Annotated in this window: 10 protein-coding genes; 6 read left to right on the top strand and 4 right to left on the bottom strand. The window is 69.2% G+C overall.

Annotation, left to right across the window (positions count from 1 at the left end; translation table 11 throughout):
* The first annotated feature begins 244 nt into the window (after positions 1 to 244).
* The gene (locus tag HMPREF2914_RS09625; RefSeq protein WP_003093807.1) at positions 245 to 1,861 is read left to right on the top strand and encodes a methyl-accepting chemotaxis protein; all 1,617 of its coding nucleotides are present in this window, start codon (positions 245 to 247) and stop codon (positions 1,859 to 1,861) included.
* Here the strand turns inward: HMPREF2914_RS09625 and chrA are convergent.
* Together chrA and HMPREF2914_RS09635 are read right to left on the bottom strand one after the other, a co-directional pair.
* Positions 1,858 to 3,063 carry a chromate efflux transporter gene (gene chrA, locus HMPREF2914_RS09630; RefSeq protein ID WP_003110111.1) on the bottom strand — a complete coding sequence of 402 codons (1,206 nt, stop codon included), beginning with the start codon at positions 3,061 to 3,063 and terminating at the stop codon, positions 1,858 to 1,860. The two genes, HMPREF2914_RS09625 and chrA, sit on opposite strands and share 4 nt — an antisense overlap.
* A gap of 54 nt (positions 3,064 to 3,117) precedes the next feature.
* Positions 3,118 to 3,921: an AraC family transcriptional regulator gene (locus tag HMPREF2914_RS09635; protein WP_004364263.1), complete on the bottom strand. Its 804-nt coding sequence runs from the start codon at positions 3,919 to 3,921 to the stop codon at positions 3,118 to 3,120.
* Between the two features lie 99 nt (positions 3,922 to 4,020).
* Between HMPREF2914_RS09635 and HMPREF2914_RS09640 the strand changes: the two genes are divergently transcribed.
* The 5 genes from HMPREF2914_RS09640 to recD all read left to right on the top strand — a co-directional run bounded on the left by HMPREF2914_RS09640 (position 4,021) and on the right by recD (position 15,159).
* The gene (locus HMPREF2914_RS09640; RefSeq protein WP_003093799.1) at positions 4,021 to 4,911 is read left to right on the top strand and encodes a DMT family transporter; all 891 of its coding nucleotides are present in this window, start codon (positions 4,021 to 4,023) and stop codon (positions 4,909 to 4,911) included.
* Positions 4,912 to 5,023: 112 nt separating this feature from the next.
* Positions 5,024 to 5,707 carry a lipoate--protein ligase family protein gene (locus HMPREF2914_RS09645; protein ID WP_003110110.1) on the top strand — a complete coding sequence of 228 codons (684 nt, stop codon included), beginning with the start codon at positions 5,024 to 5,026 and terminating at the stop codon, positions 5,705 to 5,707.
* 40 nt (positions 5,708 to 5,747) lie between these two features.
* On the top strand, positions 5,748 to 9,263 hold the full coding sequence (gene recC / locus HMPREF2914_RS09650) for an exodeoxyribonuclease V subunit gamma (RefSeq protein ID WP_023092819.1): 3,516 nt from the start codon (positions 5,748 to 5,750) through the stop codon (positions 9,261 to 9,263).
* Entirely contained in the window at positions 9,260 to 12,997 is a 3,738-nt protein-coding gene (gene recB, locus HMPREF2914_RS09655) for an exodeoxyribonuclease V subunit beta (protein ID WP_023092818.1), read from the top strand. The genes recC and recB overlap by 4 nt, the downstream gene beginning before the upstream one ends.
* Positions 12,994 to 15,159, top strand: a complete 2,166-nt coding sequence (gene recD / locus HMPREF2914_RS09660; RefSeq protein WP_023090813.1) for an exodeoxyribonuclease V subunit alpha — start codon at positions 12,994 to 12,996, stop codon at positions 15,157 to 15,159. Before recB ends, recD begins: the two co-directional genes overlap by 4 nt.
* Positions 15,160 to 15,180: 21 nt before the next feature.
* On the opposite strand, the gene HMPREF2914_RS09665 is transcribed toward recD, so the two are convergent.
* Positions 15,181 to 18,816 carry an AAA family ATPase gene (locus tag HMPREF2914_RS09665; RefSeq protein ID WP_023980558.1) on the bottom strand — a complete coding sequence of 1,212 codons (3,636 nt, stop codon included), beginning with the start codon at positions 18,814 to 18,816 and terminating at the stop codon, positions 15,181 to 15,183.
* An 8-nt stretch (positions 18,817 to 18,824) separates the two neighbouring features.
* The gene (locus tag HMPREF2914_RS09670) at positions 18,825 to 20,054 is read right to left on the bottom strand and encodes an exonuclease SbcCD subunit D C-terminal domain-containing protein (protein ID WP_023092816.1); all 1,230 of its coding nucleotides are present in this window, start codon (positions 20,052 to 20,054) and stop codon (positions 18,825 to 18,827) included.
* Between the last annotated feature and the right edge of the window lie 164 nt (positions 20,055 to 20,218).

A 20,218-nucleotide genomic window follows, 5' to 3' on the forward strand; every position in this document is an offset into this window, starting at 1 on the left:
GCGACCCCTGGAAATGCGGCGAAGCCCCCATGGATCAAGGCCTGGCCGACGCGTCCGGGGCGTTCTCCGCCTTTCGTCGCGGCCTGCGCTAGTCGAATGCCAGCCATTGGCCATACCACTAAGGAACGATGGCGGCGCTTCCGGGGGCGGGCTACAAACCGGACTACAAGTCAAATAAAGAAGCCCCGCCGCCCGTCCGACCCCAGGGTCATGACGCAACGCCCCGGAGGCTGGAGATTTACTCATGCAGCCCGCTCGTTCCCGCATCCTCTTCGTCTGCCTGTTGCAGAGCCTGGCCCTGGTTCTCCTGCTGGTCGGCGCCCGGCATGGCTGGCTGCCGCTGTACCTGGCCCTGCCGCTCGGCGTGGCGCTGCTCTGGTTGCCCTGGCTGCTTCCCGGCAACCGCACGGCGGTGGCGACCGTCGGCGAGCCCGATATCGCCCGGCTGGCTCGCGACCTGTCCCATAACACCAGCCAGAACGCCCTGTCGGCCGCCGGCGTGGCGTTCTCGGTGAAGCGCCTGGCGGAGAAGCTGCAATCCCAGCTCGACGCCGCCGAACAGATCGTCGGCAGCGCCGAAGTGATGATCCACACCGAGCGCGCCACCTCCAATCTGGCGCGCCAGGCCATGGACGCCGCCACCCGGGCGCGCGCCGGCAGCGACGAGGGCCAGGTGCTGCTGGCCTCGACCATCGAGCGCATGCATCGGCTCAGCGAGCGGATGGGCGCCAGCCGCGAGGCGATCGAGGCGCTGAACCAGCGCAGCGAGGACATCCAGCGGGTCACCCTGGTGATCCAGGGCATCGCCAGCCAGACCAACCTGCTGGCCCTCAACGCGGCCATCGAGGCGGCCCGCGCCGGCGAGCATGGGCGCGGCTTCGCGGTGGTTGCCGAAGAGGTGCGCGGCCTGGCCGGACGTACCGCCGAGGCCACCGAGGAAGTCGGCCAGATGGTCGCCGAGATCCAGCGCCAGACCAGCGAGGTGGTCGAGCAGATCCGCCAGCTTTCCGAAGAGTTGGGCGAAGGGGTCGGCCAGGTCGAGCTGACCGGTCGGCAACTGGAAGGCATTGCCGAACTGGCGGCCGGGGTGGAGAGCCAGATTACCGAGATCGCCCAGGGCGCCGAGATCAACCGCAGCCAACTCGCCAGCCTGTTCGCCGCGGTCGAGCAAGTGCGCGGCGACCTCAGCGCCAGCGAGGAACAGACCTTGCGCCTCGGCGAAGCCGCCAGCCAGTTGGAGAACCAGGCCGAGGTGATCAGCGAGCGCCTCGCCGAGGTCAGCCTGGACGCCTACCACCAGTCGGTCTACGACCTCGCCCGGGAGGGCGCGGCGGCTATCGCCGCTCGCTTCGAGGAGGACGTGCGCAGCGGGCGCATCGACCTCGACGACCTGTTCGACCGCAGCTACCAGCCGTTGCCCAATACCCAGCCGACCAAGTACCGGACCCGCTTCGACAGCTACACCGACCAGGTCCTGCCGGGCATCCAGGAGCAGTTGCTGGAGCGCAACCGCAACCTGGTGTTCGCCATCGCCTGTACCCCCGAAGGCTACGTGCCCACCCACAATCGCGCCTTCGCCCATCCGCCCAGCGGCGACCCGCAGACGGACGCGTTGCGCAGCCGCAGCAAGCGCCTGTTCAACGACCGCACCGGGATTCGCTGCGGCAGCCACCAGCAGCCGCTGTTGCTACAGACCTACACCCGTGACACCGGCGAGCTGATGCACGATCTTTCGGTGCCGATCTTCATCCACGGCAAGCACTGGGGCGGCCTGCGCCTCGGCTATCGGCCGGAGGGCGCGGAGCCGGGCAAGGCGGCCGCGCCGGCGGCGCAGGGGCTGAGCCTGGCCTTGAACGGCTAGCCGGCTGCGGCGATCAGGCCGCCGGCCACGGCGCAGGCGAGCACCACTTGCCAGGGCGGCGTCTTCCAGGCGAGCAGGGCCAGCAGGGCGAAGAGCAGCAGGGCGAAGTCGGCCGGGCGCAGGATGCCTTCGGTCCAGAGCGGCTGGTACAGCGCCGCCAGCAGCAGGCCGACCACCGCCGCGTTGACCCCGGCCAGCGTTGCCCGTACCCGCTGTTCGTGGCGCAGGCGTTCCCAGAATGGCAAGGCACCGGCGACCAGCAGGAACGACGGCAGGAAGATCGCCAGCAGGCACAGCAGCGCGCCGCTCCAGCCGTTCGGCGCCGGGCCCGAGGCTGCGCCGAGGAACGCGGCGAAGGTGAAGAGCGGGCCCGGTACCGCCTGGGCGGCCGCGTAGCCGGCGAGGAAGGTATCGCCGTCGACCCAGCCGTTGGGCACCACTTCCGCCTGTAGCAGCGGCAGCACCACATGGCCGCCGCCGAACACCAGCGAGCCGGCCCGGTAGAACGCATCGAGCAGGCGCAGCCAGTGTTCCGGCCAGAGGCGCGCGGCCAGCGGCAGGCAGACCAGCAGCACGGCGAACAGGGTGAGGAACAGCAGCGCGCCGCGGTAGCCAATGGCGATCGGCAGCCGCTCGTGGCCTTCCCCGGCTTCCGTTTTCAACAGGGCGAGGCCGGCCAGGCCGGCACCGGCGATCACCGCGACCTGGGCCCAGGCCGTGGGCCAGGCCAGCACGCTCGCGCAGGACAGCGCCATCAGCGCCAGGCGCGGGCGATCCGGACACAGGCTGCGGCCCATGCCCCAGACCGCCTGGGCCACCACCGCCACCGCGGCGATCTTCAGGCCATGCAGCACGCCCTCGGGCAACAGCGCGCCCCAGCGTCCCAGACCGAGAGCGAAGAGTACCAGCAGCAGCGCCGAGGGCAGGGTGAAACCGAGCCAGGCGGCGAGGGCGCCGGGGTAGCCGGCGCGGGCCAGGCCGAGGGCCATGCCGACCTGGCTGCTGGCGGGGCCGGGGAGGAACTGGCAGAGGGCGACCAGGTCGGCGTAGCTGCTTTCGCTCAGCCAGCCGCGGCGGCGGACGAACTCGTCGCGGAAATAGCCGAGGTGGGCGATGGGCCCGCCGAAGGCGCTGCAGCCCAGCTTGAGAAAGGCGAGGAACACCGCGAGGGCAGTGTCGGGATGGCGGCTGGCGGTTGGCATGCGAACTCCGGATGGCGGCTGCTGCGAGCATAGCCGCAACGCATGCACGGCGGGTTACAGCATCGGCATGTCCTGGGCGCGGCTGGCCAGGCGGTATTGTTCCGGCGTGGTGCCGGCCAGCCGGCGGAACATCGAGATGAACGCCGAGGGGCTGCTGTAGCCGAGGTCGAAGGCGATTTGCTGGATCCCCCTGCCGGCTTCCAGCGCCTCGATGGCCGCGAGGAAGCGCAGGCGTTGGCGCCATTCGCCGAAGGTCATGCCCAGTTCGCGCTGGCAGTGTCGGGCCAGGGTTCGCTCGGTGCTGTGCACCTGCTGCGCCCATTGCGCCAGCGAGCGGTTGTCGCCCGGCTCGGCCTGCAGTGCGTCGAGCACCTCGCGCAGCGCCGGGGTACGGCCGTAGGGCAGGTAGTCGTCGTGGGGCTGGGCGCATTCCAGCTGGTCCATGACGACCCGGGCCAGGCGCAGGTCCTGCGCCGAGGTCGGCAGGTTGACCCCGCGCTCGGCGAAGTCCGAGAGGATCGCCTTGAGGATCGCGCTGATCGCCAGGGTGCAGGGTGTCGCCGGCAGGCGTCGTGACAGCTCGGTGGAGAGGTACAGCGAGCGGTAGACGATGGCCTGGCTGTTGTAGCAGCTGTGCACCCGCTCCGGTGGTATCCATACCGCGTATTGCGGAGGCGAGAGGAAGCGCTGGCCGTCGATCTCCAGCTGCATCACGCCATGGGCTGCATAGTTGAGCTGGCCCCAGGCGTGGGTGTGCGGCGGCGAATGGGTGTCGGCGCCGAACTCGTCATAGCGGAAATAGACGTCGAAAGACTGCCCCTGGAGATCGGGAAGGCGCAGCAGGGTGGTGGTCGACATGTCCGAACCTACGGGTGGTTTGTCTGGAATTCATTATACGTCTGTATTCGGACTGGCTCAGAATGGCCGCATATTCCTTTTTCATAGTGCGGAACCCTCATGCAATACCTGTTTCCCCTGCTGGCGGTGTTCATCTGGGCCGGCAACACCGTCGTCAACAAGCTCGCCGTGGGGATCATCCAGCCCGCCGAGATCGGTTTCTTCCGCTGGCTGCTGGTCGGCCTGGCGCTGACGCCCTTCATGCTCGGCCCGGTGCTGCGCAACCGCCGCTACATCCTCGCCAACCTCGGCAAGTTCGTGGTCCTCGGCCTGCTCGGCATGGCCGTCTACCAGAGCCTGGCCTACTACGCGGCGGCGCTGACCAGCGCCACCAACATGGGCATCATCCTGTCGCTGATGCCCCTGATGTCGCTGGGCCTGGCCAGCAGCATCCTGGCCCACCGGCTGAACGCCGGGGCGCTGCTCGGCGCGCTGGTGTCGCTGGCCGGCGTGGTGCTGGTGATCTCCCAGGGCCATCTCGGCGCTTTGCTGGAGCATGGAGTGAACCTCGGCGACGCGATGATGATCGTCGCCACCCTGGCCTATGCGGTGTACAGCGTGCTGCTGAAGAAATGGAGCCTGAAGCTGCCGGCCATGCAACTGCTCTACCTGCAGGTGCTGGTGGCGATCCTCGCCCTGCTGCCGCTGTACCTGCTGTCGCCGCGCACCGGCCTGAACGCCGCCAACCTGCCGCTGGTGCTGTACGCCGCGCTGTTCGCCTCGATCGTCGCCGCGCTGGCCTGGATGCACGGTGTCGCCCGTCTCGGGCCGAGCCGGATGGCGCTGTTCTTCAACCTGCTGCCGATCATCACCGCCTGCATCGCCACCCTGGTGCTCGGCGAGCGCCTGACCGTCCATCACCTGGTCGGCGGCGCGCTGACCCTGGCCGGGGTCCTGCTGGCCGAGTTCTGGCAGCGCCGCCCGGCCCGCCTGCGCTCGGCAACCTGCTGATTTCCCGGCAACTTCCTCGCGATTACGGCGCACGGAGGCGCCGCCACTGGCTATCATAAGCAGCGCTCCCCGCGCGGGAGCCGAGCCGTGCCAGCCTGGAAGAGGAAGAATCGTGGTCGAAGTGTTTTCCGTGCAGGATGGGCTGGACGCCGAGCGCGCCCTGCTCGACGAGGTGTGTGGCGGTGCCCGCGAGCATGGCCTGTTGCTCTGGCAGCCGTGCGATCGGGCGCTGGTCATGCCGCGCCGGATGGAGCGCCTGGAAGGGTTCGCGCCGGCCAGCGCAGCGGTCGCCGAACGCGGCTGGCCGGTGCTGCTGCGCGATACCGGCGGCGAGCCGGTGCCGCAATCGCCGGGCGTGCTGAACATCGCCCTGTCCTATGCGCTGGGGCCCGGCGACAACGAGCAGACCCGTATCGAAACCGCCTACCTGCGGCTGTGCCAGCCGATCTGCGACTGGCTCCGCGAGCGCGGCCTGGACGCCGGCGTGGGCGCCGTGGCCGGTTCCTTCTGCGACGGCCGCTACAATGTCACCCTGGATGGGCGCAAGCTCGCCGGGACCGCACAACGCTGGCGGCGCAACGGCGCCGGCCGGCCGGTGGTGCTGGCGCACGCGGCGCTGCTGGTCGGCGCCGAGCGCGAGGAGATGGTCGAGGTGGTCAACACCTTCACCCGCCGTTGCGCCAGTGCCCCGGATTGCCAGGCGGACAGCCATCTCGGCCTGAGCGAGCGCTGGAGCGATTTCCGCATGGCCGACAGCCTCGAACTGGAACGACGCTTCGTCGCCGCCCGATCCTGACCTCTTTCGCCAGAGCCTTGCGCCAGGAATAGCCGTACCGATGCCAGAACCCTTGGGAACCACCGCCCTCACGCCCGGATTCATGATCGTCCACGGCAATCGCCTGGACGACCTGCGCGACCTCGCCGTTTCCTGGATGCGCCGCTATCCGCTGGCGCCGCTGGAAAGCGAGCGGGTCCTGGTGCACAGCAACGGCATCGCCCAATGGTTGAAGCTGGCATTGGCCGAAGATCCCCGCGAGGACGGTGGCGGCGGTGGCGGCATCGCCGCGGCGCTGGAGGTGCAGTTGCCGGCGCAGTTCCTCTGGCAGGCCTATCGCGCGGTGCTGGGCCGCGAAAGCATTCCCGAGGTTTCCGAACTGGACAAGGCGCCGCTGACCTGGCGCCTGATGCGTCTGCTTCCCGGATTGCTGGAGCGTCCCGAGTTCCGCACCCTGCAACGTTTCCTCGCCGACGATGCCGACCTGCGCAAGCGTCATCAACTGGCCGAGCGCCTGGCCGACCTGTTCGACCAGTACCAGGTCTATCGCGGCGACTGGCTCGACGATTGGAGCCAGGGCCGCGACCAGTTGCGCACGGCGAACGGGCAGGCGCGCCCGCTCGGTGCCGACGAGCGCTGGCAGGCCGAATTGTGGCGCGCGCTGCTCGCCGACGTCGGTGCCGATAGCCTGGCCCGCAGCCGCTCCGGCGTGCACCGGCGCTTCATCGAGGCGCTGCGCTTCGCCAGCGCGGCGCCGCGCGCGTTGCCGCGACGAGTAGTGGTGTTCGGGATTTCCTCGATGCCGGCGCAGACCCTCGAGGCGCTGGCCGCCCTGGCCAGGTTCAGCCAGGTGCTGCTCTGCGTGCACAACCCCTGTCGCCACCACTGGGCCGACATCGTCGCCGACAAGGACCTGTTGCGCCACGAGTACCGCCGCCAGCAGCGCCGCGCCGGCGTCCCCGCCGACCTCGACGAGGACCGCCAGCATCAGCATGCCCAGCCGTTGCTGGCGGCCTGGGGCAAGCAGGGCCGCGACTACATCAACCTGCTCGACAGCTACGACGACCCGGACAGCTATCGGAACCTGTTCGGCGAGGTCAACGGCGGGCGCATCGACCTGTTCAGCGAGGAGGCCCCGCACGGGCTGCTCGGCCAGTTGCAGGACGATATCCTCGAACTGCGCCCGTTGGCGGAAACCCGCGAGCACTGGCCGCCGGTGGCGCCGCGGAGCGACGCCTCGATCCGCTTCCATGTGGCCCACAGCGCGCAGCGCGAAGTGGAGATCCTCCACGACCAGTTGCTCGCCCGCTTCAACGCCGATCCGAGCCTGAAGCCGCGCGACGTGATCGTCATGGTCCCCGACATCAACGCCTACGCGCCGCACATCGAGGCGGTGTTCGGCCAGGTGCCGCGCGACGACCAGCGCTTCATTCCCTATACCCTGGCCGACCAGGGACAGCGCGGTCGCGAGCCGCTGCTGATCGCCCTGGAGCACCTGCTGAAACTGCCCGACAGCCGTTTCGCCGTGAGCGAGATCCTCGACCTGCTGGACGTCCCGGCATTGCGCCGGCGTTTCGGCGTCGACGAGGCCGACCTGGCGACCCTGCACCGCTGGATCGAAGGCGCCGGCGTGCGCTGGGGGCTGGATGCCGCGCAGCGCGAGCGTCTCGGCCTGCCAGCGGGACTGGAGGGCAACAGTTGGCGCTTCGGTCTGCGGCGCATGCTGCTCGGCTACGCGGTCGGCGAAGGCGCGGCCCTGCAAGGCATCCAGCCCTACGATGAGGTCGGTGGCCTGGACGCCGCCCTGGCAGGCCCGCTGGCTGTGCTGCTGGAGCGCCTCGAGGTGGCCTACGCGGAGCTGGCCGAACCGGCCACCCCGGCGCAGTGGGGCGAGCGCCTGCAGGCCCTGCTCACGGTGTTCTTCGAGGCCCACGACGAGCGCGACGAACTGCTCCTCACCCAGCTCCTGCAACTGCTCGAGCGCTGGCAGGAACACTGCGCCTGTGCGGCCTTCGCCGAGCCGCTGCCGATCAGCGTGATACGCGAGGCCTGGCTCGGCGGCCTGGACCAGGGCGGCCTGAACCAGCGCTTCCTGGCTGGCGCGGTGAGTTTCTGCACGTTGATGCCGATGCGCGCGATCCCGTTCCGGCTGGTCTGCCTGCTTGGCATGAACGATGGCGACTACCCCCGCCAGCAGTCGCCGCTGGATTTCGACCTGATGCGCAACGACTACCGCCCCGGCGACCGCTCGCGGCGCGAGGACGACCGCTACCTGCTGCTCGAGGCGCTGCTCTCGGCGCGCGAGCAACTCTACGTGAGCTGGGTGGGGCGGAGTATCCGCGACAATGGCGAGCGGCCGCCCTCGGTGCTGATCGGCCAGTTGCGCGATCACCTGGCGGCCGGCTGGCGCCTGGACTCGGACGGCGACGGCGAGGCGCTGCTGCGTGCCCTGACCCAGGAGCATCCGCTGCAGCCGTTCAGCCGCCGGTATTTTCACGATGCGCCGGAGCAGGGCGTCGATGGCCTGTTCACCTACGCCCGCGAGTGGCGCGAGGTCCATCGCGAGGACGAGATCGGCGCTCCCGACGCCGAAGCGCCCCTGGCGCCGCTGGAGCTGGAGGGCGCGCTGGGGCTGCGAGCGCTGGCGGAGTTCCTCGCCAACCCGGTGAATGCGTTCTTCCAGCAGCGGCTCAAGGTGCGTTTCGACGACGAGCAATTGACCGGCAACGACGAAGAGCCTTTCGAACTGGACGCGCTGGACAACTGGAAGCTGCAATTCGAGCTGACCGAACGCATGAAGCGCTGGGTCGAGCGGGACTGGGATGCCGAGGGCCTGCCGGCGCAGTTGCAGGCCCAGGTCGAGCGACTGCGGCGACAGGGTCGCCTGCCGCTGGCGGCGTTCGGCGAGTTCTCCGCGCGCCATTTGCTGCAACCGCTGCCCGACCTGCTCTGGCGCTACCGCCAGGAAATCGAGCGCTGGCCGGAGGCGGTGGAGCAGCAGCAGGAGTTGCGCCATCGCCATTCGTCCGGGCTGGAGCTGGAGGACTGGCTCGGCGGCTTGCGTCGCGACGCTTCCGGGCGCCTGGCGCGCCTGCAATTGCTCAGCGGCAAGCTCCATGAGGGGCGCAGCTTCAAGTGGCACAGCCTGGTACGCCACTGGTTGCAGCACCTCGCCCTGCAACGTCTCGGCCAGCCGGTGAGCAGCGTGCTGGTGAGCCAGACCGGCACCCTGGAGATTCCGCCGTTGCCGAGCGAGCGCGCCGGCGAGTACCTCGACCAGTTGATCGACGCCTGGCGCCAGGGCATGCGCCAGCCGTTGCCGCTGGCCTGCCGGACCGCTTTCGCCTGGCTCGTCAGTGGTGGCGCCGCAGAGCCCGAGAAAGCCATGCGCGAGGCGCGCAAGCGCTACGAGGGAGGGTTCGGCATGGGGGGCGAGGTGGACGCCTCGCCGGCGCTGGCTCGGGTCTATCCGGACTTCGACCGGCTGCTCGCCAGCGGTGAGTTCGCGCACTGGGCCGAGCAGCTCTACGCGCCGCTGCTGGCTGCCCTGGGGCGTGGCGCGGAGGAGCAGGCATGAGCCAGCAGCAGATGCCCGTGGCCCTCGATCCGCTGGATTTCCCGTTGCACGGCAGCCGCCTGATCGAGGCCAGCGCCGGTACCGGCAAGACGTTCACCATCGCCCTGCTATACGTACGCCTGGTCCTCGACCATGGCGGCGAGAGCGCTTTCGGCCGGCCGCTGAGCCCGCCGGAAATCCTCGTGGTGACCTTCACCGATGCGGCGACCCAGGAACTCCGCGAGCGTATCCGCAGCCGCCTGGGCGAAGCGGCGCGTTGTTTCGCCGAGCCGCAGGAGCGCCACGACGGCCTGCTGGTCGCGTTGCGCCAGCAGTATCCCACCGAGCGCTGGCCGGGCTGCGCGCGCCTGCTGCGCCTGGCCGCGGAGTGGATGGACGAGGCCGCGGTATCGACCATCCACAGTTGGTGCTACCGGATGCTGCGCGAGCACGCCTTCGACAGCGGCAGCCTGTTCACCCAGAACCTGGAGACCGACCAGAGCGAATTGCTCGCCGAAGTGGTGCGGGACTACTGGCGGCGCAACTTCTACGGCCTGACGGCTCCGGCGGCGCAAGCCGTGGCCAGTTGCTACAGCGGGCCGGAGGCGCTGGGCAAGGCCTTGCAGCCGCTGCTGGCGCGGCAGGACGCCGACTTCCGCTACGCCGACCAGGCGCTGAGTGCGCCCGAGTCGCTGGCAGCCTTGCTGGAGCAGGGCGGCGACTGGTATCGCCAGCTCGACCAACTGGACGCGCAGGCCCGCGCCGCCTGGCGCGTAGCGCGCGTCGAACTGGAAGCGCTGCTGCGCGACCTGCGTCCCTACCTGAACGGCAACAGCTATCGCGGCAAGGACAGCGACGAGACCTTCGACGCCTGGCTGCAAGCGTTGGCGGACTGGAGCGAGGGCGGCGAGCAGCCGGCCAACCTCGGCAAGTTCGGCCAGACCCGGATCAAGCTCACCGCCAAGCGCGTAGCGCCCGAGCATGCCGCGCTAAGGGCCATCGACGCCTGGGCCGCGCATCAGGAAGAGCGTCCCGATCTCGCTCCCCACCTGTTGTTGCACGCGTTGGGCGAAGTCGGGCGCGAACTGGAGGTCGAGAAGCAGCGGCGTGCCGAGATCGGCTTCGACGACCTGCTCAGCCGCCTCGACCGCGCCTTGCAGGGGCCTGGTGGCGAGCGCCTGGCGCAATTGATCCGCGAGCAGTTCCCGGTGGCGCTGATCGACGAGTTCCAGGATACCGACCCGGTGCAGTACCGGATCTTCGAGCGCATCTACCGGATCGCCGCCGATCCCGACGAGCCCCAGGCGCGGGAAACCGGCCTGTTCATGATCGGCGACCCCAAGCAGGCGATCTACGCCTTCCGCGGTGCCGACATCCATACCTACCTGCGCGCCCGCGAGGCTACTCGCGGGCGGCATTACACCCTCGGCAAGAACTTCCGCTCGACCGCCGCCATGGTGGCGGCCGCCAACCGCTGCTTCGCCTTCGCCGAAGAGCATCCGCGCGGCGCCTTCCGTTTCGCCCGCGAGGGGCTGGAAAACCCGGTGCCGTTCCATGCGGTGGACGCCCAGGGGCGCGCCGAACGTTTGTTGATCGACGGTGCCGAGGCGCCGGCGATGACGTTCTGGAACCTTGACGCCGAAGCCGGCGTGCTCGGCTCCGCGGCGTATCGCCAGGAAATGGCCGAGCGCAGCGCCAGCGCCATCCGCCGCTGGCTGAGCCTGGCCGACCTGGGCCGCGCCGGCTTCGCCGACGAGCAGGGCGGCTGGCGGGCGTTGCGCCCGGCGGATATCGCCATCCTCGTCCGCGGTCGCGCCGAGGCCGAGGCGATCCGCAGCGCGTTGGCGGCGCGACGACTGGCCAGCGTCTACCTGTCCGACCGCGACTCGGTGTTCGACAGCCAGGAAGCCGCCGACCTGCTGCACTGGCTGCGCGCCTGCGCCGACCCCGGTGCCGATGCGCTGCTGCGGGTCGCCCTGGCTACCCGCAGCCTGCACCTGGACTGGGCGACCCTGGAACGATTGAACCAGGACGAACTGTTCTGGGAACGGATGGTCCTGCGCTTCCGCGACTATCGCCGGTCCTGGCAGGCCCAGGGCGTATTGCCGATGCTGCGGCGCCTGCTCGCCGACTTCGAACTGCCGGCGCGCCTGCTGCGGCACGCCGATGGCGAGCGCAGCCTGACCAACTTGCTGCACCTGGCCGAGTGGCTGCAGCGCGCGGCGGTGGAGCTGGACGGCGAGCACGCGCTGATCCGCCATCTGGCCGAGCAGGTGCAGAGTCCGGGGAGCGAAGAGATCCTCCGCCTGGAAAGCGACGCCGACCTGATCAAGGTGGTGACCATCCACAAGTCCAAGGGGCTGGAATACCCCTTGGTGCTGCTGCCCTTCATCTGCAGCTGGAGGGAGCTGGACGGCAACAGCGGCGCGCCGGCGAGTTTCCACGAGGATGGCGCTGCAGGGCGGGTCATCGAGCTGGCGCGGCGCAAGGAGCAGGCTGCGCGGGCCTACGAGCAGGCCAACGACGAGCGCCTCGGCGAAGACATGCGCCTGCTCTACGTGGCCCTGACCCGCGCCCGCCATTCGGTGTGGCTGGGCATCGCGCCGCTGGTGGCGAGCAACAGCAAGTCGCCGGAGTTGCACAAGGGGGCCCTGGGCTACCTGCTTGCCGGCGGCGCGACCATCGGCAGCGATGGCCTCGGACAATGCCTCGCCGCGCTGCGCGGCGAGTGCCGGGAGATCGTCGTCGAGCCGGCCCCCGAGGCGGACGCCGAACGCTATGTCGCAGGGCGCGGCCAGGGCCTTGGGCAGGCCCGCGAAACCCGCCGCAGCAGCCGCGAGAAGTGGTGGGTCGCCAGCTATTCCGGCCTGCAATTGCAGGCCTCCGCCGGGCTGGACGATGACGAGGCGTTGGAGAGCGACGAATCGCAGGAGCCGATCAGCGCCGAGGAAGCCACCTTCCACGAAGAAGGCCGCTCCGCCGAACAGCCGCCGGTCGCGCACGCCAGCGAGATGCGCGACGACCTGCATCGCTTCCCGCGCGGACCGGCTCCCGGCACCTTCCTCCACGGGCTGCTCGAATGGGCCGGCCGCGAAGGCTTCGATGTGGCGCGCGCCGATGCCCAGCGGCGCCGCGAACTGGTCGCGCGACGCTGCGACCTGCGGGGCTGGAAGGACTGGGCCGAACCGCTCGACCTGTGGCTGGAACAGTATCTCGCCGAACCGCTGCGCTGGCCCGGTGGCGAAACCAGCCTGGCCGGGCTGGTCGCCTACCAGGTGGAAATGGAGTTCTGGTTCGCCACCCACCAGGTCCAGGCCGAGGCGATCGACGCCCTGGTCCGGCGCCATACCCTCGGCGGCGCGGCGCGTCCGGCGCTGGCGCCGTCCCTGCTGAACGGCATGTTCAAGGGCTTCGTCGACCTGGTCTTCGAGCACCAGGGGCGTTTCTACGTGGCCGACTACAAGTCCAACTGGCTGGGCGCCGACGACGGCGCCTACAGCCCGGAAGCGATGACCGCCGCGGTGCTGGAGAACCGTTATGACCTGCAGTACGTGTTGTACCTGCTGGCCCTGCACCGGCAGTTGAAGGCGCGCCTGCCCGACTACGACTACGACCGCCACATGGGCGGCGCCGTGTATCTGTTCCTTCGCGGCGCCCGCGCGGCGACCCAGGGCCTGCACTTCGAGCGCCCGCCGCGGGAACTGATCGAACGCCTGGACGCGCTGTTCAGCGGCCAGCCGGGAGCCGAGCGATGAATCCGACCCTCAAGCAACTGGCCGGCGAAGTCCGCGATGGCCGCGACGACCAGGTAGCGCAACCGCTGGCGGTACGCCACGACCTGCTGCGCCAGCTCGACCTGTGGGTGGCGCGCGGCTGGCTACGGGCGCTGGACCGGGCGTTCGTCGCCTTCCTCGTCGAGTTGCAGCCGCAGGCCGATCCCCGGGTGCTGCTGGCGGCGGCGCTGACCAGCCACCAACTGGGCCACGGGCACGTCTGCCTGGACCTGGAGGCGACCCTCGGTGCGCCTGACGCGGCACTGTCGCTGCCGCCGGAAGGCGACGAAGGCCGCGATGTGCTGCTGCCGTCGCAACTGCTGCGCGGCGTGCGCCTCGACGCCTGGCGCGAGGCCCTGGCGGCGTCATCGCTGGTGGAGGTGGTCGACGAGCGCCCAGGCGATCCCGAGCCGAGCGAGACGGCGACCTCGCCGCTGGTGCTTTGCGCTCAGCGTCTCTACCTGCGTCGTTATTGGCGGCACGAGCTGGAGATCGCCCTGGCCCTGCGCGAGCGCCTGGGTCGGCAGGCGCCCCTGGCCGCAGACCTGGCGCCGCGCCTGGCCGCGCTGTTCGCGCAGGCGCCGACGGAAGACGGCCAGCGCGTCACCGACTGGCAGAAGCTGGCCTGTGCCCTGGCGGCCCGCGGCTATTTCAGCCTGATCACCGGCGGTCCCGGTACCGGCAAGACCACCACCGTGGTGCGCCTGCTCGGTCTGCTCCAGGCACCGGCGGTAGCCGCCGGCCAGCCGCTGCGCATCCGCCTCGCGGCGCCCACCGGCAAGGCCGCGGCGCGTCTCTCCGAATCCATCGGCCAGCAGGTCCGGGCCCTGCCGCTGGCGGAAGACGTGTTGCAGGCGATCCCCGCCGAGGTCACTACCCTGCACCGTCTGCTCGGCAGCCGTCCGGATACCCGGCACTTCCGCCACCACCGGGACAACCCTTTGGCGCTGGACGTGCTGGTGGTGGACGAGGCCTCGATGATCGACCTGGAAATGATGGCCAGCCTGCTCGATGCGCTACCGCCGCAGGCGCGCCTGATCCTGCTCGGCGACAAGGACCAGTTGGCCTCGGTAGAGGCCGGCGCGGTGCTCGGCGATCTCTGCCGGGATGCCGAGGAGGGCTGGTACAGCGCCGAGACCCGCGCCTGGTTGCAGCGGGTCAGCGGCGAAACCTGGCAGGGCTTGCGCGAAGGTTCGGCGCAGGCGCATCCGCTGGCGCAACAGACCGTCATGCTGCGGCATTCCCGGCGCTTCGGCGCGAGCAGCGGGATCGGGCGCCTGGCGCGGCTGGTCAACCGGCAACAGGCCGATGACGCGCGCGCGCTGCTGGACAGTCCGCCCGCCGACCTCTTCGACCTGCGCCTGCGCGGGGAGCGCGATGCAGCCTTCGCCCGGCTGTTCGTCGACGGTCATCCGCAGGCGCCGGGCACGCCGTACGGCTACCGGCACTACCTGCAACGCCTGGCCGAGGGCCGCCCGGCCGCCGGACTGGCGCTGGAGGATGGCGCCTGGGAGCGCTGGGCGCAGTCGGTACTGACGGCTTTCGACGCCTTCCGCCTGCTCTGCGCGCTGCGCCGCGGCCCATGGGGCGTGGAAGGACTGAACCAGCGGGTGGCGGCGGAACTGCTGCGCCTTGGCCTGATCGAGGCCGATCACGGCTGGTACGAGGGGCGGCCGGTACTGGTGACGCGCAACGACTACAGCCTGGGGCTGATGAACGGCGATATCGGCATCGCCCTGCGCCTGCCCGAGCGCAACGACGACGGCAGCCTGCGCTTCGCGCTGCGCGTGGCCTTCCCGCGCAACGACGGTAGCGGCGGCGTGCGCTTCGTCCTGCCGAGCCGCCTGGTCGAGGTGGACACCGTGTTCGCCATGACCGTGCACAAGTCGCAGGGTTCGGAGTTCGCCCATACCGCGCTGGTCCTGCCGGACGCGCTGAACCCGGTGCTGACCAAGGAGCTGGTGTACACCGGTATCACCCGCGCCCGCGACTGGTTCAGCCTGGTGGAAAGCCTGCCCGGGGTGTTCGAGGAAGCAGTGCGGCGCAAGGTGCGCCGGCTCAGCGGGCTGATGCTGCATCTGCGGCCGGAAAGGGAAGAGCAGCCGCCGCATGCTCCGGGTGAACAGACCGAGCTGCCGTTCTGACGTGCCGCCTGGGCGGTCGGCTCAGCCGACCACCTTCAGGCTGCTCATGCCGTTGCCCTCGCGCTGGACCCGCACCTGGACCGGGATCCGTTCGTGCATTTCCTGGACGTGGGAAATCACCGCCACCTTGCGCCCCTGGGCCTGCAGGTTGTCCAGGGCATCCATCGCCAGTTGCAGGGATTCCGGGTCGAGGCTGCCGAAGCCTTCGTCGATGAACAGCGACTCGATGCGCAGCTTGCTCGATGCCATCGAGGCCAGGCCGAGCGCCAGGGCCAGGGAAATCAGGAAGGTCTCGCCGCCGGAGAGCGAATACACCGAGCGCAGTTCGTCGCCCATCTCGTTGTCCACCACCAGTAGGCCCAGTTCGCTGCCGCCGCGCTGCAGGCGGTAGCGCCGCGCCAACTGGCGCAACTGCACGTTGCTGTGCTGCACCAGCAGGTCGAGGTTGTAGCCCTGGGCGATGCGGCGGAACTTGTCGCCGCTGGACGAACCGATCAGTTCGTTCAGGCGGCCCCATCTACGGAACTCGGCGCGGGCTCGCTCCAGTTCGGCAAGCAGCGCCTGGCTCTGCTCGCGGCGCTGGTTGTCGGCCTGCAACTGGCTGTAGGTATCCAGGTAGGCCTGTTCGCTGGTGGCCAGGCGTTCGCGCTGTTGCCGCAGGTTGTCTTCCAGCGCCTCGCGGTCGGTTTCCGGCCGCTGCCGGCGATGCTGGAGCAGTTGCGCCTGGCGCTCTGCTTCCAGTGTCTGCTGGCGGGTGATCTCCTCTTGCAGTCGCTGCAATTGCTCCCGCCATTGCGTCGCCTGTTCCTCGGAAAGGCCGAGCAGGGCGTCGAGGCGGCTGTCGTCGAGGTTGTCCTGGCGTTCGCGCCAGGCCTGCCAGTCGGCCTGAAGGCGCTGGAACTCATCCTGTTGGCGCTGCCGTTGCTGCTGCAGGTGTTCCAGGGCTTCGGCGAGTCGCAGTTGTTCCTCGCGCAGCGAATCCAGGGGCGCCTGGAGCGTCTCGACGGCGCTCTGCGCCGCTTGCGCGGCGTGCTCCAGCGATAGCTGCCAGTCCTGGGCGCAGGCGTGCTGGCCCAGGTGAGCGCCGAGGCGTCCGTTCAGCTCGGCGAGTTCCGCCTGGGCCCTTTCCTCTGCCTGGCGGGCTTCGTTGCGTTGCTCGTCGCTTTGCTTCAGTTGCCAGCTCGATTCATCGCAGCGCTGCTTGAGCTCCTGCAGACGCTGTTCGACCTGCTGAAGCCGCGCCTGTTGCTGCCGGCGTTGCTCGATGGACTCGCCGAGGGCCTGGAAAGTCCGCAGCGGATCTGCCTGCCAGCGCTGCCAGTGCTCGTCGGAGAGCAATGGACGCAATTGCTGGCTGTCCTCCTCGACCTGCTGCTGCAAATGTTCGTAGCGCTGCCGTTGTTCCGTCAGCGCCTGCTGGCGCTGTTGCAGGATCGTCTCGGCGGCCCGCAGTTCCTGCTGCAATTGCTGGGTCTGGCGCTGGCGGGCGATCAGCCGGTCGAAGTCTCGTTGGCACTGCTGGCGCTGCCCAGCCAGTTCGTCCAGGCGTTGTGCCAGCCACTCCAACTGCGCGGATGGCTGCAGGAGTCGCAGTTCTTCCGGCAGCGTCCATTGCTCCAGTTGCCGATCGAGCGCGGCCAGTTGGCCGGTCAGTTCCTGCTGCTCCTGGCGACGCTGGTTGAGTCTTTCCCGCTGGCTGGAATAGCCCTCGCGCAGACCGACCAGGGTCTGTCGCAGCCGCTCGAGGGCCTGCTCGGCGCGGACCTGCTCCTGGTCGTCGTGTTCACCGAGCGCGGCGAGCAGTTGCTCGGACTGGTGATAGGGATGCTCCTGGCTGCCGCAGACCGGACAGGCCTCGCCGTCCACCAGGCCGGCGCGCAGTTGCTCGACGCTGGCGCTGCGGGCCAGACGCTGGCGCTGGAGCAACTCGCGGGTGACCTGCAGGGCCTGCTCCGCCGCCTTCACCTGCTCGGCGCATTGGCTGCCTTGTCGTTTCAGGTCGAGCAATGCCTGCTCCTGCTCGACCATACGCTGGTCGAGTTCGCCCAGGCGTCGAGCCAGGCCGGTGCGTTGGTCGAGGGCCTGTTGCCATTCCTTGTGGAGCGCTTGTTGTCGTTCCAGGCTATCGGTCTGCCGGCGCAATTCGTCCAGGCGTGCCGCCAGGTCGTCCGGCTCGCTGCCATGGAGGGCGGTCCATTGCGCCTGCAAGCGTTCGAGCGGTTCCCCGGCCTGGGCCAGGGATTTTTCCAGCTCGGGGAGCTGCGCCTGGCTTTCGAGCGCGCGCTGGCGACGTTGCACGAAGGCGGCGAGCTGGCCCTGGTGGGTCGCCCAGGCGTCGCCGAGCGCGGCGAGAGCCTGGTTGTCGCGCAATGCCGCCTGCAGTTGCGCCTGTTCCGCGACATGGCGCTGCTGCTCCATATCCAGTTGCCGAGCGGCGTCGCTTTGCTGGGCGTGGCGCTGGTTCGATTGCCGATGGAGTTCCTGTCGCTCGGCCAGCGTTCGCTCCAGGCGCCTGGCCTCGCTCTCCAGCTGGAAAGCCTCGCGCAACGGCGCCTGGGCCTGACGCAGATGGTCGTCGGCCTGGGCCTGGCGCTCGCGCGCCTCCTGCACGCGGGCCTGCAACCCTTGCAAGCGCTCGGCGCCCGCGGCTTGCTGCTCGGTGCGTTGCCGCTGCTGCTGCTCGGAGTGCCGGAGTTCCTGCTCGAGTTGCTTCAGGCGTTCGATCAGTCCGCGAACCGGAGCCAGGCGCTCCAGCCATTGCAGGGTTTCCCGCTCCGTCGCCAGGGCGTCCCAGGCCTGCCTGGCCTCGGCCAGTTGGCCTTGTGCGTGCTCGCAGGATTGCAGCAGCCGCTGCTCCTCGGTGAACCATTGTTGCTGGCCTTCCAGGCGCTGCAGGGCCTGTTGCTCCTGGAGACGCGCCTGGACGTGGGATTCCAGCGCCGCCTCGAGCCCGGCCCGGGCCTGCTCGGCCAGGGGCAGGCTGCCTTCCAGGCGTTGCTCGAGTTGCTTGCGCTGCTCGTCGGCCTGGCTGGCGCGCTGATAGGCGGCTTTGCTCAATTGGCTGTACAGGCCGGTGTCGGTGAGTTTCTCCAGCAATGCGCCGCGGTCGTTGTCGCTGGCCTTGAGGAAGGCGCTGAATTCGCTCTGGGCCAGCAGCACGGCGCGAGTGAACTGGGCGAAATTGAGGCCGAGCTTCTGCTCCAGCTGTTCGCGGAACTCGCTCTTCTTGTTCGCTGCCAGCATTTGTTGGGTCTCCAGGTCCTGGAGGCTCTGCTGGCTCTTTTGCAAGGCGCCGTCCGCCTTGTCCCGGGAGCGCCGGGTTTCCCAGCGGGCGCGATAGCGGTGGCCGTCGATGCCGACGAAATCCACTTCGGCGTAGCCGCTGGCGCAACCGCGGCGCAGCAGGTTGCGTTCGTCGTTGCTGGACAGCTCGTTCCGGCCATCGGGAACCTTGCTGCTGGCCGAAGTGCTTTCCAGCCGCGGCGTGCTGCCGAACAGGGCCAGGCACAGGGCGTCCAGCACGGTGCTCTTGCCGGCGCCGGTCGGACCGGTGATGGCGAACAGGCCGGCGCTGGACAGCGGTTCGCGGGTGAAGTCGATTTCCTGCTCGCCAGCGAGGGAGGCAAGGTTCTTCAGACGGATGGCGAGAATCTTCATGGAACGGCTTATTTCCCCGGGGGCTCGTCGGTGGCCAGTTCGACGCTTTGCAGCAGGCTGGCGAAGTCATCCAGCGCCTGCGTATCCGGGCCGGAGCCATAGGCGCTTTCCCAGGCGCGGCTGAACAGTTCCTGGGGGTTGAGTTGGTCGAGCCCAAGCAGCGGCGCCTGTTCTTCGTCGCGGCGCTGGTATTCGCTGGCGATGCGCACCAGACGGCAAGCCTTGCCCAGCAGGGCGCTCTCGACCTGCTGGCGCAGGTCCGGTTGCGGCTGATCCAGCATGACGCGGACTTCCAGCCAGGGCCGCTGTTCGTTCAGCAGGTCGGCCTCGGCCAGTTCGCCGATTCGATCGAGCACCTCGCCAAGAGACGCGGGGCCGATGCGCAACAGTTCCACCGCGCGTGGCACCGGGAGACTCTGTACATCCTTCAGGCGCTCACCTTCCAGGGTGACGAGGAGTACCTGGTGGCGATAGTTCACTTCGGCGAAGGACAGCGGCAGCGGCGAGCCGCTATAGCGAATACGCTCCTGTCCGGCGACTTTCTGTGGCTTGTGCAGATGACCGAGGGCTACGTAGGCGATCTGCTCCGGAAACAGGCTGGCGGGCAGCGCTTCGACGTTGCCGATGATCAGGTTTCGCTCGGAGTCTTCGGAAACCGAGCCGCCGGCCATGTGTGCGTGGCTGACGGCGACCAGTGCCTGTCCCGGCGTGCGACGGGCTTGCGCGGCGGCAACCAGGCGTTCGTGCACCTGGCGGATACCGGCCAGGTAATCGTCGCCGAGCCCGCCTCCGGTGACTTCGGCGGGACGCAGGAAGGGCAGGGCCAGGCACCAGGCGGCGACCTGGCCATCCGCGTCGTGCAGGGGCAGCAGCAGGCGATCGCTATCGAGGCTTTCGTCTATCCAGCCGATCCGGCCAATGGCATGGGCGTTCAGTCGTTTCATCAGCGGAGCGGGCAGTTCGATGCGCGCGCCGGAGTCGTGGTTGCCTGCGATCATCACGATCTCCAGCCGCGGCAGCCGCCGATGGGCGCTGACGATGAAGTCGTAGAGGCGCTCCTGGGCTTTGAGCGGTGGATTGATCGTGTCGAAGATATCGCCCGCGATCAGCAGGACATCGGCGCGCTGCTCTTCCAACTGGCGTAGCAGCCAGTCGAGGAAGCGCGCGTGCTCATGATCGCGGTCCTGGCCGTGCAGGGTCTGACCCAGGTGCCAGTCGGAGGTATGTATGAGGCGCATGGAACACTCGTCGAAAGCGGCGGAGCCGTGGCTCGCATTCCTTATATGAGGCAACAGAAGGAGAGGGCGGGGCAAGCCAGCCTATAAAGGAGGAATGGGGCGTCCTCTGGGCTTCCTGACCTTTGGGTTAAAAAGTTTCAAATAAGTGTTGACGCCAGTTTCTA

This window comes from Pseudomonas sp. HMSC067G02 (assembly GCF_001813485.1).
GTDB lineage: Bacteria > Pseudomonadota > Gammaproteobacteria > Pseudomonadales > Pseudomonadaceae > Pseudomonas > Pseudomonas aeruginosa.

Coding starts and splice junctions, on each gene's coding strand:
- chrA (WP_003110111.1), bottom strand. CDS start 3,063: ATGCCAACCGCCAGCCGCCATCCCGACACTGCCCTCGCGGTGTTCCTC.
- recC (WP_023092819.1), top strand. CDS start 5,748: ATGCCAGAACCCTTGGGAACCACCGCCCTCACGCCCGGATTCATGATC.
- HMPREF2914_RS09635 (WP_004364263.1), bottom strand. CDS start 3,921: ATGTCGACCACCACCCTGCTGCGCCTTCCCGATCTCCAGGGGCAGTCT.
- HMPREF2914_RS09670 (WP_023092816.1), bottom strand. CDS start 20,054: ATGCGCCTCATACATACCTCCGACTGGCACCTGGGTCAGACCCTGCAC.
- HMPREF2914_RS09625 (WP_003093807.1), top strand. CDS start 245: ATGCAGCCCGCTCGTTCCCGCATCCTCTTCGTCTGCCTGTTGCAGAGC.
- recD (WP_023090813.1), top strand. CDS start 12,994: ATGAATCCGACCCTCAAGCAACTGGCCGGCGAAGTCCGCGATGGCCGC.
- HMPREF2914_RS09640 (WP_003093799.1), top strand. CDS start 4,021: ATGCAATACCTGTTTCCCCTGCTGGCGGTGTTCATCTGGGCCGGCAAC.
- recB (WP_023092818.1), top strand. CDS start 9,260: ATGAGCCAGCAGCAGATGCCCGTGGCCCTCGATCCGCTGGATTTCCCG.
- HMPREF2914_RS09665 (WP_023980558.1), bottom strand. CDS start 18,816: ATGAAGATTCTCGCCATCCGTCTGAAGAACCTTGCCTCCCTCGCTGGC.